Source organism: Allotabrizicola aquatica (SeqCode) (genome assembly GCF_965194375.1).
GTDB classification, from domain to species: Bacteria; Pseudomonadota; Alphaproteobacteria; order Rhodobacterales; family Rhodobacteraceae; genus Tabrizicola_A; species Tabrizicola_A aquatica.
This window is the reverse complement of record NZ_CBDAEL010000006.1, coordinates 117,921-134,416: the sequence shown is the minus strand read 5'-3', so window position 1 is coordinate 134,416 and position 16,496 is coordinate 117,921. Positions and strand designations below refer to the sequence as shown.

The following is a 16,496-nucleotide window of genomic DNA, read 5'->3' as shown; positions in this document are numbered from 1 at the left end:
CAGCTTAGGGTCGCTGCATCGCAGCACAAGGGCCTAAAGCGACGTCCTGCAAATTTTTGCGAAATATTCAGGATGACTTTGCAGTTGCAAAGTTCAGCTTGAGAAAGCGCCGCTTGACCGGCGGAATCGCCTCGGGGTCGTGATCGGGGACACCCTCATCCGCAGTTGCGGTAAAGAGCCACGGGCATTCCTCTTCAATCCTTCGCATCAGGGCAGGGTGGCCGTAATAGATAAAGCTCCACACAATGCGGTTGCCCTTGCCATCCTCAAGAAACCAATGGCGGCCATTGTCCTGACGGGCGACTTCGATGTCTTCCCAGAAGATCTTGCGCCGTCTTGGCCCGATGGGGGGTGGCAGCAACAGCGTTGGGCCTTCGATGCCGTCGGCGTCCCACGTGATGTCATAAAAGGGGAAAAAGGCCGTCACCATCATGCCTGTCATCATCAGCGCGGCAAGGGCCACGGTCAGAACCGGCAACCCGCCCACCCCGCGCAGGGCGGCAGACACTGCCGCACCGGCCAGCGCCACACCGATCAGGCAAATCACCGCCAAAAGCGCGCGGTTGGGCGCGATCTGGCCGCGTTCGCCTTCGGGATCGGTTTTAATCGCCGGGCGGCGCGTCATGACATGGCGCATGACGGCGGCAAGGCCGATAAAGACCGCAATGGCAATGAGGATCCGGTTCATAGGCAAGTTGAGCATGGTAGTGCCCCAAAGGTTTCGCCCAAGGCTTTCCCCACCATTGAGCCGCAGAAACCGGGCAGGAATTTGGCCCGATCGGCGCTTTCCGACGAAGTTGGCGAGTTTTGGCAGGTATTTTGCGAACATTACCAGAACAGTTCTTTAAATCTGGTAAATCCCGGTTTATGGTCCCCGCATGAACGGATGGGATGAGAGCGAGGCCTTCGAGGCCGCCGTGCCTTTGTCGCAGCGGGCCATGGCAGCCCGCCCTGCGCCCTATCTTGATGATCTGAACCCCGCACAACGTGCCGCGGTTGAGGCGCTGGATGGCCCGGTTCTGATGCTTGCAGGCGCTGGCACTGGCAAGACCAAGGCGCTGACGGCCCGCATCGTGCATCTGCTGCACATGAACCGCGCCCGCCCGAATGAGATTCTGGCCGTCACCTTCACCAACAAAGCCGCGCGCGAAATGCGGCTGCGGGTGGGCCGCATGCTGGGCGATGTCGCCGAGGGCATGGCGTGGATGGGCACGTTCCACTCGCTTTCGGTGAAAATCCTGCGCCGTCATGCGGAACTGGTGGGGCTAAAGTCGAACTTCACGATTTTGGACACTGACGACCAGCTGCGCCTGCTGAAACAGCTCATTTCGGCGGCCAATATCGACGAAAAACGCTGGCCCGCGCGGCTTTTGGCCGGGATCATCGACGGCTGGAAGAACCGCGCGCTGACGCCTGATCGTGTGCCCTCGTCCGAGGCTTCGGCCTTCAACAACCGCGGGACCGAGCTTTATGAGCAGTATCAAGAGCGTTTGCGCACCCTGAACGCCACCGATTTTGGCGATCTTTTGCTGCATTGCGTGGTGATCTTCCAGAAATACCCCGATGTGCTCGAGCAGTATCAGCGCTGGTTCCGCTGTATTCTGGTGGACGAGTACCAAGACACCAACATCTGCCAATACCTTTGGCTGCGGCTTTTGGCCCAATCGCATAAGAACATCTGCTGCGTGGGCGATGACGACCAGTCGATCTATGGCTGGCGCGGGGCCGAGGTGGGCAATATCCTGCGGTTTGAAAAGGATTTTCCGGGCGCCGTTGTGGTGCGGCTGGAACAGAATTACCGTTCCACCCCCCATATTCTGGCCGCCGCCAGCGCCGTGATCGCCCGCAATGAGGGGCGTTTGGGCAAGACGCTTTGGACCGAAGAGCAAGACGGCGAAAAGCTGCGCCTCATCGGCCATTGGGATGGCGAGGAAGAGGCGCGCTGGGTCGGCGAGGAAATCGAAGGGTTGCAGCGGGGCAGGGGCCACCGTGACCCGGTCTCGCTGGACCATATGGCAATTTTGGTTCGCGCATCGCACCAGATGCGCGCCTTTGAAGACCGGTTTCTGACCATCGGCCTGCCATATCGCGTGATCGGCGGCCCGCGCTTTTACGAACGGCAAGAAATCCGCGATGCGATGGCTTATTTCCGGCTGGCCGTCTCGCCCGCCGATGATCTGGCTTTTGAACGGGTGGTCAATACCCCCAAGCGCGGGCTTGGCGACAAGGCGGTGCAATCGATCCAGATCGAAGCGCGATCTTTGGGCATGAACCTTCTGGAAGGCGCGCGGTCCTTGCTGGCCAAGGGCGGGATTGGCGGCAAAGGGGCGGCCCAACTGCGCGGTTTTGTCGAAGGCGTGGACCGCTGGCACGCGGCCGTTCTAAACGCCCGTCCGGTCTTGCCCGATGATATGCTGGTTGAACCGATGTTGCCCGACACGCCCCCGGCCCATGTCGATGGCCATGTGCGGCTGGCCGAGGTGATCTTGGAGGAATCCGGCTACATCTCGATGTGGCAAAACGACAAGACGCCCGAGGCGCCGGGGCGGCTTGAGAACCTGAAAGAACTGGTCAAAGCACTGGAGCAGTTTGACAGCCTGCAAGGGTTCCTCGAACACGTCTCGCTGATCATGGACAATGAGCAGGGCGAGGCGGAAGAAAAGGTCACCATCATGACGCTGCACGCCGCCAAGGGGCTGGAGTTTCCAGTGGTGTTCCTGCCCGGCTGGGAAGAGGGGCTGTTCCCCAGCCAGCGCAGCATGGACGAAAGCGGCAAGAAGGGCCTCGAGGAGGAGCGCCGTCTGGCCTATGTCGGCATCACCCGCGCCGAGGAGTTGTGCACGATCTCCTTCGCCTCCAACCGCCGGGTTTACGGCCAATGGCAAAGCCAATTGCCGAGCCGGTTCATTGACGAGCTGCCCCCCGCCCATGTTGAGGTGCTGACACCACCCGGCCTGATGGGCGGCGGCTATGGTGCGGCGGCGGGCTATGGGTTTTCGTCGAACCTGGAAGAGCGGGTGACCAAGGCCGACGTTTATAACTCGCCCGGTTGGCGGCGCTTGCAGGAACGCAGCGCCCAGCGGCCTTTGGCCCAACCCACCGAGGCCCGCAATGTGGTGATCGACGCCACCGCCACCAGCGCCTTTGTCACCGGCGAGCGGGTGTTCCACCAGAAATTCGGCTATGGCGAGATCATGGCGATCGAAGGCGACAAGTTGGACATCGAATTTGACCATGCCGGGCTGAAAAAGATCGTCGCGCGCTGGGTGGTGCCGGCCCATCAAGTTGATGATGTGCCATTCTGATCAAATGCAATCGGAGAAATTCGGCATTTCTTAAAGCGCGGCCGCTAGGCTTTTGGAGGAATCAGCCACTCCGGACGGGTTATGCACGGGCTCATCAACCGCTCGCTTCAGAGTTTTCTGCGCGACACCTATGGTGCCGCGACCTGGGCCGACGTTGCCCGTGAGGCGCGTCTTGGCGTTGACGGGTTTGAGCCGATGCTGACCTATGACCCGGCCTTGACCGAGGCTGTGTTGGCCGCCGCCGCCCGCATTCTGAACCGTCCGCCGGACAGCCTGCTTGAGGATCTTGGCACCTACCTTGTGTCCCATCCAAACACCGAACGCGTGCGACGGCTGTTGCGCTTTGGTGGCGAAAGCTTTGACGATTTTGTCCATTCGTTGGAAGACCTCCCCGAACGCGCCCGGCTGGCACTGCCCGATCTGAACCTTCCCGCGCTCGATTTGGTGGACTGTGGCGAGGGGCGCTATCGGCTTTCCATCATGGCGCCCATTTGTGGGGCGGGTCCTGTCATGATGGGCCTTCTGCGCGCGATGGCGGATGATTACGGTGCGCTTGTGCTGATGGACACGCTGGCCAATGACGGCGGGGCTGAGGTGATCCAGATCCAGCTTTTGGATCAGCGCCATTCCAGTGGGCGCCAGTTTGATCTGGTGGGGCAAGCCCTGCAATGACCGTGCTCGCGCGCCTTCCCGCCTTGCCGTTGACACTCGACGCCCCTGCGCTCGATCGGTTGATGCCGTTGCACTTCTGGCTGGACGGGCAGGGGATGATCCGGTCCCTTGGCCCGACGCTGCGAAAGCTCTTGGCCGATCAGCACGCCTTGGGGCAGCCAGTGGGACAGATCTTTTCGCTGCGTCGTCCGCAGGAACCTACGGACATGGCCCAGATGCGGGCGCGGATCGGCGCGCGGCTGCACTTGGCGCTGAACAGCGATTCCTCGCTTGTCTTGCGCGGCCTTGCCCAGCCCACGGCCGACCAGGGGCTTCTCATCAACCTGTCTTTCGGGATTTGGGTTAATGAGGCGGTGCGCCGTTATGGCCTGACGGTGGCCGATTTTGCAGCCACCGATCTGACCATTGAAATGCTTTATCTGGTAGAGGCGAAGTCGGCTGTGATGGACGAGTTGCGCCATCTCAACCTGCGCCTGCATGGCGCCAAGGCTGCAGCCGAAGAACAGGCGCTGTCTGACACGCTGACCGGCCTGCGCAACCGCCGGGCGCTGGATCTTGGGCTTGGCGCGCTGGTGCAGCAGGGCCAAACCTTTGGCCTGATGCATCTTGATCTGGATTACTTCAAGCAGGTCAATGACACTCATGGCCATGCCGCAGGTGACGCCGTGCTGCGGCAGGTCGCGCTGGTTCTGCGCGAAGAAACCCGTGCCTCTGATCTGGTCGCCCGCGTGGGGGGGGACGAATTTGTGCTGGTGTTTCCCGGCCTGTCGGATGTCGCGCGGCTGGGCCAGATCGCCGCGCGCATCATCGAACGTCTTGGGGATCCCGTTGATTTTGATGGCCAAGCTTGCCGGGTGTCGGCCTCAATCGGCATGACAACCTCCACCCGCTATGCCCAGGTGGCGATTGACGCGATGCATGCCGATGCGGATGAGGCGCTTTATTGCTCCAAACGCTCTGGTCGGGGCCGCGTGACTTTGCATGGGGAGGAAGTGGCAGCCCGTAGGGGAGTCGAACCCCTCTTACCTGGTTGAAAACCAGGTGTCCTAACCGATAGACGAACGGGCCACTGGCGCGGTTCCTAACGGCCCCGAGGCTCTGGCGCAAGGGGCAAAATCGCGCAAACTGCGACCTTATCCGTCGATCCGCGCCCCAATGATCGCGATGGCTTGCTGATAGACCTTGGCCGCATTCCACTCTTTGATCACGGCAAAGTTTGGCTCACCTTCCTGATAGCCTGCGCCGGGCCGCCAGCCCTTGGCCGCCAGATAACTGGCCGTCGTTGCCAAAGCATCGGTCAGGTTTTCCAAGTCCACCTGCCCATCGCCGTTGCCATCCACCCCATAGCGCAGGGCATTGCCTAAGAGAAATTGGGTGTGGCCCCATTCGCCATGCTTGGCTCCGATAGTGGCCATCGAAATTGACCCCATATCCACCAGTTTCAACCCGCCGATCAGATGCGGCCGAAAGAAATCCGACCGCCGACAATCCCAGGTCAGCGTGGCAATCGCCGAGATCACATTGCTGTCGCCCATGAAACCGCCAAAGCCAGTTTCCATGCCGTGAATGGCCAAAAGCACGCCCGCCGGGACGCCATATTGCGCTTCTAGGCTGTCAAACAGCTGGGCATTCTTGGCCTTACGCGATTTGCCTTGGCTGGCAATCGCATCGGCCCCGCGCACCTGTAGAAACTTATCGAGCGCGTATTTGAAACTTTTTTGATTGCGGTCGGCGTTGATCGTAGCCTTGGCATAGCTGGCCTCCATCAGCGCCGCGATCCCGGCCTTGCCCACCCCTTCGGCCTTGGCCTCTTTGGCCATCACGGTCTTCCAATCCTCAAACCCGGCTGAGGTGTCGCCACAGGGGGCGGCAGCGGCGGGCAGGGCAAGACCAAGGACGAGGAGCGAAGCAAGCAGGGGGCGAAGCAACACGGGTTCAAACCTTTTTGGCGGATAATTCGCGCGCAGTTTAGCGGTCCGTACCGCTATGGCAAGCCGCTGTGCGACGCGTGAACACAAGCGCCTAAGCGCACTCAGGCGATCAACACAGTCACATTTTCGAGGGAAGAAAGTGGCAGCCCGTAGGGGAGTCGAACCCCTCTTACCTGGTTGAAAACCAGGTGTCCTAACCGATAGACGAACGGGCCACGCTTTCGGTGAGCGGCTGTTTAGAGGGGGCGTGGGTGACTCGCAAGAGGAAAAATCACGCGATTGCCGCGTCTTCCAGACGAAGTTGAACTTTCGTGCGCCCGCCCCAGTGGTTCAACTCGAGCCGCCCCGCGAGGTGAAAGCGGTGGTGGCCAGGATTTTCCAGCGCGGGCCCGAGCGGGCCGTCGAAGGCACCGAAGGCCACGGCTTCCAGCTTGGGACCGGTGCCGTCGCCGAACGAGAGCCGCAGATGCGTCTCGCCCATGCGCCGGGCCTGCACCGCCACATTGGCAAAGGCAAAGCGCGGGGCAGGGGCGGCGGCGCCAAAAGGCCCGGCCGCCTCGATCTGTTCGATCAGCGCGGGCGTTACGGCCGAGGGCATCAACAGGCTGTCGATCCCCAGATCGCGCGGCCCCTCGTTGCCTGCGCCTTGGCGCGCCAACAATTCGCCCAGACGGGCCATTGCGGCCTCCATCTTGTCTTCGGCCACCGTCAGACCCGCGGCCATTTTATGGCCGCCGCCCTTGATGAGCAGTCCCTCTGCCGCGACGCGCTGCACCGCCGCGCCCAGATCCACCCCGCTGATTGACCGGGCTGAGCCTTTGCCGATCCCGCCCTCGAGCCCGATCACCACGGCGGGGCGGTGGGCGGCCTCTTTCAGCCGCGCGGCCACAATGCCAACAACGCCGGGATGCCAGCCTTCGCTGGCGGCCCAGACGAGCGGGCCATCGAGGCCCCGCGCCTCGGCTTGTGCCATCGCCGCTTCGCGCACGGCTTCGGTGATCTCGCGGCGTTCAGAGTTCAATTCGTCCAGCCGGGCGGCCATGGCGGCGGCCTCGGTTGGGGTGTCGCAGGCCAACAGCCGCGCGCCAAGATCGGCCTGCCCGATGCGCCCCCCGGCATTGACGCGGGGACCAAGGACAAAGCCCAAGGCATAGGGCGTGGGTGCCTGATCCATCCGCGCCACATCGGCCAGCGCACGCAGGCCCACGCGTTCGCGCCGGGCCATGACCTTTAGCCCTTGGCGCACAAAGGCCCGGTTGACCCCGATCAAGGGGGCCACATCGGCCACAGTGGCCAGCGCCACAAGGTCCAAAAGCCCCATCAGATCAGGCCCTTGGGTGCCCTTAGCGCGCAGTTGGCGATTGGCCTCGACCAGCATGAGAAACACCACACCCGCCGCACAAAGATGCGCCAGATCGCCCGTTTCATCCTGCCGGTTGGGGTTCACCACCGCATAGGCAGATGGCAGGGTCTCGGCCCCAAGGTGGTGGTCCAAGATCACCACATCGCAGCCCGCCGCCGCAATTGGCTCATGCGAAAGCGTGCCGCAATCGACGCAGACAATCAGATCATGCGCCGCGCCAAGCGCCTGCATGGCCGGCACATTTGGGCCATAGCCCTCATCAATCCGGTCGGGGATGTAGAGCGTCGCCTCAGCCCCCATCGCCCGCAGCCAGACCGTGAGAAGGGCGGCTGAGACCCCGCCGTCCACATCATAATCGGCAAAGATTGCGATGCGCTGGCAGCGTTCCAGCGCGGTCAGAAACCGCGCGGCGGCCCGCTCCATATCGCGCAGTGACAAAGGGTCGGGCAACAGATCGCGCAGCGCGGGGTTCAGAAAGCCGCCCGCCTCATCTGGGGGGACACCGCGCGCCACCAGCGTGTGGCACACGGCCATCGGCAGGCGCGTGATCTGCGCCATCGCCTCGGCCTGCCGGTCCGCCTCAAGCCCCGGCCCAACCCAGCGGCGCCCCGTGAGCGAGTGGGCGACGTTGAGAAAGGCGCGGTCTGTGGTCAAAGCGGTCTCCTCATGCGCCTGCGGCTTTTCGTCGGCCCGCGATGAGCGGCGCAGCCGACGAAGAGCGTTATTTCACCGGGCTGCGATAGGTCATGCGCCGCACCGATCCGGTCTTGGACCGCATCAACAGCGTCTCAGTGGTCATCCAGCCCGGCTCACGTTTGATGCCAGACAGAATCGAGCCTGAGGTGACGCCGGTCGCGGCAAAGATCACATCTGCCGTCACCATCTCGTCGCGGGTGTAGATGCGGTTCAGGTCGGTAATCCCGGCCTTTCTGGCCCGCGCTTTTTCATCGTCATTGCGGAAGAGCAGTCGGCCGTAAATCTGCCCGCCCATGCATTTGAGCGCCGAGGCCGCCAGCACGCCTTCGGGTGCGCCGCCGGATCCCATATACATGTCGATGCCCGTAACCTCGGCCTCGGCGCAGTGAATGACGCCGGCCACATCGCCATCGGTGATCAGCCGGATCGCGGCCCCGGTAGAGCGGACCTCTTCGATCATCACCTCATGGCGCGGACGTTCCAAGATGCACACGGTAATGTCTTCCGCCGTGCAGCCCTTGGCGCGGGCCAATGCGCGCACACGCTCTGCCGGCGACATGTCCAGCGTGACGGTGTCCACAGCAAAGCCCGGCCCGATGGCCAGCTTGTCCATGTAAACATCGGGCGCATGTAGGAGTGTACCGCGCGGCGCCATGGCGATGACGGTCAGCGCGTTCGGCATGTCCTTGGCGGTTAGCGTGGTGCCTTCCAAGGGGTCGAGCGCGATATCCACAGCCGGGCCATTGCCGGTGCCCACCTCTTCGCCGATGAACAGCATTGGCGCCTCGTCGCGCTCACCCTCGCCGATCACCACGACGCCTGCGATGTCCAGAAGGTTCAACTGGTCGCGCATGGCGTTGACGGCGGCCTGATCGGCGGCCTTTTCATCGCCGCGCCCGACAAGCCGCGCCGAGGCCAGCGCCGCCGCCTCGGACACCCGGGCAAGGCCAAGCGACAACATGCGGTCCTGAAAATCCTTGGCGTCAGCCATATTGGGAATCCTTGCTGGAAAAGATGTGCCCGGTGTAGCGGGCGCGGTGGTCCAAGGGCAAGACCGGTTGCGCTAACCGCTGGCCCTAGACCTCTTCGATGCGCAGCGCCACCGGCGCGCCCACCAACACACCCGTTGCGGCGAACCGGCCGATGGCATGGTCAATGTCATCGCGGCTAGCCTTGTGTGTCACGATCAACACCGGGGCATTGGCGCCCTCATGGCCATATTGGCGCATCTGGTCGATGGACACGCCCGCCTCGCCCAGACAGGTGGCGATCTTCGCCAAGGCGCCGGGTTTGTCCAAAAGCGTCATGCGCAGATAATACGAGGCTGGCGTCGCCGACTTGGCCGCCATCGGCTCGGCCAAGGTCGCGGCGGGTTGGCCAAAGGTCGGCAGCCGGGTGCCGCGGGCAAGGTCGATCACATCGCCCATCACGGCGCTGGCCGTCGGGCCCATGCCCGCACCGGGGCCGCGCAGCACGATCTGGCCGACGCTGTCACCTTCCAGCACCACCATATTGGTGCCACCCTGCAACTGGCCCAAGGGGCTTGCGCTCGGGACAAGGCAGGGCGTCATGCGCTGCTCGAGCCCGCGTCCTGTCATCTGTGCCACGCCCAACAACTTGATGCGGTAGCCCATATCCTCGGCCAGCCGGATGTCGTCGATCGAGACGCTGCCGATGCCTTCCAACTCGACCGCGCCAAAGGACACTTTGGTGCCAAAGGCGATCGAGGCGAGAAGGGCGAGCTTGTGGCCCGCATCAATGCCGCCGACGTCAAGGTTGGGGTCAGCCTCAAGATAGCCCAGCTGGCGCGCCTCTTCGAAGACGGCCTCATAGGGCAGGTTTTCCGATTGCATCCGCGTCAGGATGTAATTGCATGAGCCGTTCATCACGCCCATGACGCGGCGCATCTTGTTGCCGGCAAGTCCTTCGGTCAGGGCCTTGATTACTGGAATGCCGCCCGCCACAGCCGCCTCGAACCGGATCACCCGGCCCGCCGCTTCGGCTGCCAGTGCCAAGGCTTGTCCGTGGTGTGCCAAAAGCGCCTTGTTGGCCGAGACCACATCTTTGCCGGTGGCAATTGCGGCTTCGGTCGCGTCGCGGGCCGCGCCTTCATGACCGCCCATCACCTCGATGAACACATCGACATCTTCGCGGTGTGCCAAGGCCACCGGGTCGGTTTCCCACGCATAGCCCGACAGATCGGCGTCGCGGTTTTTCGTGCGATCGCGCGCAGAGACGGCGGTGATCACCACGGGGCGGCCCGCGCGGGCGGCGATCAGGGCGGCATGCTCTTGCACGATTTTCACCACGCCAATCCCGACGGTCCCCAGACCCGCAAGGCCAAGACGCAAGGGGGCACGGTATGCGGGGGTGGACATGGGAGGAACCTCGTCGTGATTGCTTCCTGCCTGTTAGCGGTTTCGCCGCGGCGGTGCAACGCGACTGCTGCGCAGCTTTAGCGTTGGCGCAGGGTTTTTGCGCGCGCTTGCAAGGCTGATGCTTCGCCTGCAAGGGCGGGGGGCGGATCCTGTGTGGCGGTGGCCAAGGCCGCAAGCTCTGCGGCCGTCAACAAATTTGGGGTTACCCCGGTGGCATTAAGCCGGGCTTCGACCAGACCAACATCGGGGATGTTGGAACAGGCAGCCATCAAGAGCGAAAAGGACAAAAAAATAGCGCGCAACATTGGGCCAGCCTAAAGCAAGACCGCTTGCGGGAAAAGTCCTGAGTCCGTTCGCCTTTAGGCTGTTGGGCGCAAAGGGGGCGCAGCGCGCCCCCGGCCTTTTAATGCGCGGGCTTGATAAAGGTTCCGTTGCGCAATTCGCGCATCGCGGTTTCCAACTCAGCCTTGGTGTTCATCACGATGGGGCCGTGCCATGCCACGGGTTCCTGCAACGGCGCGCCTGAGACCAGAAGGAAGCGCACGCCGTCGGGGCCTGCGGTCACAACGACCTCATCGCCCTTGCCGAATTCAACAAGCGTGCGGTTGCCCGACAGATCGCGGATGTTCAGCTCTTCGCCGTTCACTTCCTTTTCCAACAGCACGCCGCGCGGCCGTGCTGCATCGGCGAACTTGGCGGCGCCGTCAAAGACATAGGCAAAGGCGTGACGGCGGGTATCGATCTTGAAGGTCTTTTTGCGCCCCTCGGGCACGAAGATGTCGAGGTATTGCGGATCGGCGGCAATGCCATCCACCGGGCCGCGCTTGCCCCAGAACTCGCCCACGATCACCCGCACCACGGTGCCGTCATCGTCGATCACCTCGGGAATGTCGTTTGAGCGCACATCCTGATAGCGCGGCTGGGTCATCTTCAGATGCCCCGGCAGATTGGCCCAAAGCTGAAATCCATGCATTTGCCCCTTGGCGTTTCCTTTGGGCATTTCCTGATGCAGGATGCCCGAGCCCGCCGTCATCCATTGCACATCGCCGCCCTTCAGCGTGCCACGGTTGCCAAGGCTGTCGCCATGGTCGACCGATCCGGCCAAAACGTAAGTGATGGTCTCAATCCCCCGGTGCGGGTGCCACGGGAAGCCCGCCATATAGTCGCGCGGATGATCGCCGCGGAAATCATCAAACAACAGGAACGGGTCCATGCGTTCCGGGTCGCCGAACCCGAAAGCGCGGTGCAGATGCACGCCTGCGCCTTCCATGGCGGGACGGGCGCGGCTGGTGGTGGTGACGGGACGGATCGACATCGGGGCCTCGCAGGGTCATGAGCGTTGGCCCATAGCTAGGCCAACCCCCGCCGTTCGGCAACATCGGCATGGCGAAGGGCCGCTGTGCATCGCTGCACAACGGCCCTGTGTGGCCATCGGCCCGCCCGACTTAGCTGCAGGGCGCTGTCGTCAGGCAAACCCGCGGCACAAAACGCGGACGGGTGACAATGAACTGTTCAATCGTCTGATTGCCCAAGCCGACGTTGAACGATGGTTTATAATCCACCGCCACCTCGACCAACACCACATGGTCGCCATCCGCCAAAACCGGCAAACGGTCGGCGATGGTGCCGAGGCTGCCCGTGGTCAACTGCGGCATCGTATTGTGCGGCGAGCGCGACCAGAACACCTCATAGCGGTTGTTGATTTGCGACCAAGTAATCTCGGAGACGCGGGTGCGGGCGTCCTGATCCTGATCGATCAGATATTCCATCATCGCATCCATCCCGACGATATAGGCCTCGGTGACCGAAACCATCTCACGCGAGATCATGTCGGAGACCGTATAGGCGGCCTTTTGCACGGTGTTCACCGCGCGGTAGCTGTCCCAATAGACAAAGAGCGCGAGATAAGACCACAGCATGAAGGGCAGCACCAAAACGGCCTCGGCCATCAGGGTGCCGCTTTCGTCTTGGCGCAGGAACCGGCGCAGGCGGGCGTCGAGTGTCATGATCTGCCCCCCTTAGCTCGGTTCGGTGACAAAGGCCGTCACCGAGACCAGACCATAGCCACCCTGCGCATCCTTGGGCAGACCAAGGCCGATCCCGCTGGTCGGGAACATCGCGTCTTGCACCACACAGACCCGCACCAGCATCACATCGTTCTGCTGGCCGATCTGCAGCTGCGTCACCGGCACGATATCTTCTTCGCGGTCGACGCAGGCCATGCGACTGGTCGGCAAAGACCAGCTTGCAGTGTTGATCCGCGTCATCTCGATCACGATGTTGTCTTCGCAATCTTTCAAGATGACCGAGCGCTCGCAGATGTTGGTTTTCAAGAGCGCCGCTGTCGGAATGGGATAGTGGCCCAGTCGCAACTCGCGCATCGTCATGTCGACCGATTGCTCCAGCATGATCGAGCGCACCATCAGAAAGCCGCTTTCGAACGAGGCCATGAAAATGGTCAACAAAAGCGGCACCGTCATGGCGAATTCAACGGCGGCGGTCCCTTTGTCGTCGCGGCCAAAACGGCCAAACTTGCGGAAAAGATGCCGGATCATTGGGTCAACCTCAGATGACTGATATTACTGGCAATGGCACGAAAAGCGGTTCGGATTTGCAGGCCGGCCGCGTTGAAGTAATGCGCCGAGGAGGTGGCACATTGCGAAATCTGGGTGCGGCCGCCCGTGGGGGCTTCAAAGGCGATGCCATAGACGGTGACACCGTTTGTCTTGGCCAGACCGCACATCGACTGCAACTGCGCGTTCATCGTGTTGATGGGGGTCTGTTCGCGCAAAAGCGGCAGCCAAGTGGTGTATTGGGCTGAACGCTGGCTGTCGTTGGTGCCCAAGGCGCGGGCGTAAAGCTGCCAGACCACCCAATCGAGGCGCACTTCGCTCCACAATTGCTGGAACGTGATCGGTTGCAGCGTCGCGGCGCCGGTGTTGGTGGTGTTGGTCCAAGGCAAAGCGCGCCATTCGCTGCGGTGGGGCACCCAATACTCACGTGTGCCCGATACACCCGGCCGCCCGGTAATAAAGCGGATCGAATAGTTCCCGTCATTGGGGGATTTGTAGATCGCATGCGTGCCATTCGTGCCCGTCACACCCGACTTATACTGGTCGCGCACCCGCTCTTCGGTGAAATGATCCCCATCGGTCATCAGAACGATGATCTTCATCGATTCCGGGTCGGTGTAATCAAAGGGGCGGCCGTCAAACACAGGTGGCACAACGCCGGTGTCGACGAAATGGCCGATCACGGCCTGGCTGCCCGGATCGATCAGCGTCATGCCCCATTTCATGCCCGCATTGATCGAGGTGGCCCCAATCGCCGTGAGGCTGTTGATCTTGGCCTGCAGCGCCGCGATGTTTTGCGAGGGCAGCATCAACGTGTTCGAGGTTGACGGCGGGCACCAACGGTTGCCCGGAACCGGCACGGCGAAATCCGTGCTGGCCCGGTCGATGTAGGACGCCACCCGGCTGGTTTGCGAAAAGGTGTCGGCATGGGCGGTCATCGGCAGGCCGAGCGTCGTCGTGATGCCGGTTTGGGTATAGACTGAGGCAGGCAGATCCACGCAGTTCACATTGGTCACGCCATGCTGGTGTTGCGCGTTGTAGCGGCCCCGCAGCGCCGCCCCAAGGTTCACCTGACCGTTGAAGGGCACGACGGCGATCGAGATGCGGTCTTCGCTGTCGCTGCTGAGCACCGTGTCGACAAATTCATTGGCTGCCGACTTGAGGTTCGTCAGCCGGTTGTTGTCGGCCATCGAGCCTGAGACGTCGAGGACCAGCACAATCTCCACATTGGTCATGCGCTGTTCGGCCTTTGACCTGCCGGGCGCATCCATTTCTTCCACGCCAATCATGTGCAGGAAAAACGGGTTGGTCGCGGCCCGCGCATCGGCATTCACTTCGCGGTAGTTCAGGCCCTCTTCGACGGTGACGGCGCGCAGATAATCTGCCAGACCCGCCTTGTCGAAATAGTCGGTCACCACATCTTCGGCGTCCAACTGCTGGCTGAGCGAGGCCGCCGCCAGCGTGGCGCGGTCCAGTGTGTTCTGCAGTGAGGTGCGCATCGCTTCATAGCGCATCAGATCCACCGCGATGCCGCCGATCATCGCCATTAAGACAAACATGCACAGCGCCAAGATGGTCAGGTTGCCCTCTTCGCCCCGCACCAGATGATCGCGGGCGACTTCGCGCTGCGCCGCAAGCCCATCGGGCTCTTCGGCTGTCAGATTCGCAGGCAGATGCGACATGGGGTGCCTCCACTTCGGCAAAAACGATACTGGGCAGCCTTCTGGCAGACCCTTACACGCTGTGACCCTGCATTAACCTTTGGGCGCAAATGTGGCGTCATGGTGTGAAAGCTAAGACGATCCCGCGCCATGCTGGCCCCTGCGGTGACAGTGCGCGATCTGTTGGTGCTTTGTCGTCAACGCGGAAACAGCCCTGCTTGTCCGGGCTTCGGCGGAAGGTGCTGCCGATCTTTGCAGCGGGGGCCGAAAGACATGATTCGTCCCCGCCCATCCGCTCCGGTTTGCCCCAGTGCGCGTTACTGGGTCAGCTTCAGCATCGTCAGGTTCGCCGCGATCGAGTCAAAGGCCGCGCCGATTTCAGAGCCTGTTGCTTCGTAGTAGTGCTGAGGCGAGGAAGCACAGCCCGAGATCTGCGCCTGACCGCGCGCGGGTGCCTCAAAGGCGATACCATAGACGATGACGCCGTTGTCTTTCACCTGATTGCAGGTGCTTTGCAGCATGGTGTCCATGGTCGTGGCCGAGGCATAGACCGACCGCATCGAAGTGATCGCGTTGTTATAGGCGGCGTCGCCATAGGGGCGGCCATAGAACTGCCACGCCACATAGCTGAGCCGCAGATTGGCCCAGACTTCGCGCCAATCCTGACGCTGGGCGGGGGTGGCCGTGTTGGTCCAAGCCGTCGCGCGCCAAGTGTTCAAATGCGGCACATAGAACTTGTTGGTGCCGGGTTGAGTCGGGTGGTGGATGGAATAACGCCCATCGCCCGCGCTGCGCCAGATCGGTGAGGGGCCGGACTTGAAGGCATCGTTGATCCGGTCATGCGCCACATGCTCGCCGTCGGTCATCAGCACGATCACCTTCATGCTTTCGGGGTCATTGTAGCTGAAGGGACGGCCTTCAAGGTTGCCGCTCATCAGCCCATCATCGATGTATTCGCTGAAGATCGACCGCGCCGCCGGGTCGAGCAATGCCGCGCCCCATTTCATGCCCAGCACGATCGAGGTGTTGCCGCCCGCTTGCAACCCGTTGATCTGCGATTGCAACTGGGCGCGGTTCTGGCTGGCCATCCGCACCACATTGGCCGGCGTTTGGCGGCAGAAGTTCGCGGACGTGTTGGGCCGGGCATAGGTTGTGTCGGTTGGGTTCACATAGCCACCCGTCAGGGTGCCGTAGTAATGGTCCGACCACGCCATCATTGGCAGCGCCACATTGCGCGGAATAGCCGGGGCGCCAAAGACCGCGTTTGGTAGTTCCAAGCAGTTCACATCCGTCACATTGTGCAGATGAGTTGCGTTGAACTTACCGCGCAGGGTCGGGCTCAAATTGACCTGTGCATTGTAAGGAACGACCGTGATCGACACGCGCTGATTGGGGTCGCTGTCCAGCATATCGGCCACGAAATTCGACGCCGCCGCCCGCAGATTGGCGATCTTGGCCCCCGACATCGAGCCGGAGACATCCAGCACCAGTGCGATTTCCACATTGGTGATCGTCTGCACCGCGCGTGACCCGGCTTGGGCGTCAAACTCGTCAATCCCGATCAAGTGCAGAAAGAATGGGTTGGTTGCCGCCCGCGCCGTGGCCTGCACATCGCGGCTGCTCAGCCCATCCAGCACCACAACGCTTTCCAGCTTGTCCGCGAGGCCCGCCTTTTCCACACAATCCTCGACCACCGATTGTGGATCCAGCCGCTGGGTCAGCCCTGCGGCCATCAGCGTGCAGCGGTCCAGCGTCTGTGAGAGATGGGTGCGGGTGGTCTCATATCTGAGAACGTCAATCGCCACCCCGCCCATCATCGCCATCAAAACGAACAAGAACAGGGCGAAGACGATCAACGCGCCGTCTTCGGCCTTGGCATAAACGCGCAGTGCTTTGGTCATGAGGGCAGCCATGAAA

Annotated in this window: 14 protein-coding genes and 2 tRNA genes; 3 read left to right on the top strand and 13 right to left on the bottom strand. The window is 62.2% G+C overall.

Features of this window, described 5'->3' with window-relative positions; genetic code table 11:
• Nucleotides 1–67 precede the first annotated feature (67 nt).
• Nucleotides 68–703, bottom strand: a complete 636-nt coding sequence (locus AC72UB_RS09875) for a hypothetical protein (RefSeq protein WP_505189619.1) — start codon at nucleotides 701–703, stop codon at nucleotides 68–70.
• 175 nt (nucleotides 704–878) lie between these two features.
• On the opposite strand from AC72UB_RS09875, the gene AC72UB_RS09870 reads away from it, so the two are divergent.
• From AC72UB_RS09870 to AC72UB_RS09860, 3 genes are all read left to right on the top strand, one after another.
• Entirely contained in the window at nucleotides 879–3,305 is a 2,427-nt protein-coding gene (locus tag AC72UB_RS09870) for an ATP-dependent helicase (protein ID WP_505189618.1), read from the top strand.
• Between the two features lie 81 nt (nucleotides 3,306–3,386).
• Nucleotides 3,387–3,977: a heme NO-binding domain-containing protein gene (locus AC72UB_RS09865; RefSeq protein WP_505189617.1), complete on the top strand. Its 591-nt coding sequence runs from the start codon at nucleotides 3,387–3,389 to the stop codon at nucleotides 3,975–3,977.
• Nucleotides 3,974–5,011 carry a GGDEF domain-containing protein gene (locus tag AC72UB_RS09860; RefSeq protein WP_505189643.1) on the top strand — a complete coding sequence of 346 codons (1,038 nt, stop codon included), beginning with the start codon at nucleotides 3,974–3,976 and terminating at the stop codon, nucleotides 5,009–5,011. Before AC72UB_RS09865 ends, AC72UB_RS09860 begins: the two co-directional genes overlap by 4 nt.
• Here AC72UB_RS09860 and AC72UB_RS09855 read toward each other — a convergent pair.
• The 12 genes from AC72UB_RS09855 to AC72UB_RS09800 all read right to left on the bottom strand — a co-directional run bounded on the left by AC72UB_RS09855 (nucleotide 4,971) and on the right by AC72UB_RS09800 (nucleotide 16,480).
• Nucleotides 4,971–5,045 (bottom strand) — tRNA-Glu (locus AC72UB_RS09855). The two genes, AC72UB_RS09860 and AC72UB_RS09855, sit on opposite strands and share 41 nt — an antisense overlap.
• A gap of 65 nt (nucleotides 5,046–5,110) precedes the next feature.
• The gene (locus AC72UB_RS09850) at nucleotides 5,111–5,905 is read right to left on the bottom strand and encodes a lytic murein transglycosylase (RefSeq protein ID WP_505189616.1); all 795 of its coding nucleotides are present in this window, start codon (nucleotides 5,903–5,905) and stop codon (nucleotides 5,111–5,113) included.
• A 143-nt stretch (nucleotides 5,906–6,048) separates the two neighbouring features.
• A tRNA-Glu gene (locus tag AC72UB_RS09845) sits at nucleotides 6,049–6,123 on the bottom strand.
• A gap of 56 nt (nucleotides 6,124–6,179) precedes the next feature.
• Nucleotides 6,180–7,925 carry a single-stranded-DNA-specific exonuclease RecJ gene (gene recJ, locus AC72UB_RS09840; RefSeq protein WP_505189615.1) on the bottom strand — a complete coding sequence of 582 codons (1,746 nt, stop codon included), beginning with the start codon at nucleotides 7,923–7,925 and terminating at the stop codon, nucleotides 6,180–6,182.
• A gap of 67 nt (nucleotides 7,926–7,992) precedes the next feature.
• A complete protein-coding gene (gene glpX, locus AC72UB_RS09835; protein WP_505189614.1) occupies nucleotides 7,993–8,958 on the bottom strand; it encodes a class II fructose-bisphosphatase in 966 nt (321 codons plus the stop codon).
• 85 nt (nucleotides 8,959–9,043) lie between these two features.
• Nucleotides 9,044–10,345, bottom strand: a complete 1,302-nt coding sequence (locus AC72UB_RS09830) for a homoserine dehydrogenase (protein ID WP_505189613.1) — start codon at nucleotides 10,343–10,345, stop codon at nucleotides 9,044–9,046.
• Between the two features lie 77 nt (nucleotides 10,346–10,422).
• Complete coding sequence (locus tag AC72UB_RS09825) at nucleotides 10,423–10,650, bottom strand: hypothetical protein (protein WP_505189612.1); 228 nt, start codon at nucleotides 10,648–10,650, stop codon at nucleotides 10,423–10,425.
• 98 nt (nucleotides 10,651–10,748) lie between these two features.
• Nucleotides 10,749–11,660 carry a pirin family protein gene (locus AC72UB_RS09820; protein ID WP_463289659.1) on the bottom strand — a complete coding sequence of 304 codons (912 nt, stop codon included), beginning with the start codon at nucleotides 11,658–11,660 and terminating at the stop codon, nucleotides 10,749–10,751.
• 130 nt (nucleotides 11,661–11,790) lie between these two features.
• On the bottom strand, nucleotides 11,791–12,351 hold the full coding sequence (locus AC72UB_RS09815; protein WP_505189611.1) for a TadE/TadG family type IV pilus assembly protein: 561 nt from the start codon (nucleotides 12,349–12,351) through the stop codon (nucleotides 11,791–11,793).
• Between the two features lie 12 nt (nucleotides 12,352–12,363).
• Nucleotides 12,364–12,900 (bottom strand): TadE/TadG family type IV pilus assembly protein, encoded by a 537-nt coding sequence (locus AC72UB_RS09810; RefSeq protein WP_505189610.1) that lies wholly within the window; start codon nucleotides 12,898–12,900, stop codon nucleotides 12,364–12,366.
• A complete protein-coding gene (locus AC72UB_RS09805; protein WP_505189609.1) occupies nucleotides 12,897–14,600 on the bottom strand; it encodes a pilus assembly protein TadG-related protein in 1,704 nt (567 codons plus the stop codon). The genes AC72UB_RS09810 and AC72UB_RS09805 overlap by 4 nt, the downstream gene beginning before the upstream one ends.
• Nucleotides 14,601–14,896: 296 nt before the next feature.
• Entirely contained in the window at nucleotides 14,897–16,480 is a 1,584-nt protein-coding gene (locus tag AC72UB_RS09800; RefSeq protein ID WP_505189608.1) for a pilus assembly protein TadG-related protein, read from the bottom strand.
• Between the last annotated feature and the right edge of the window lie 16 nt (nucleotides 16,481–16,496).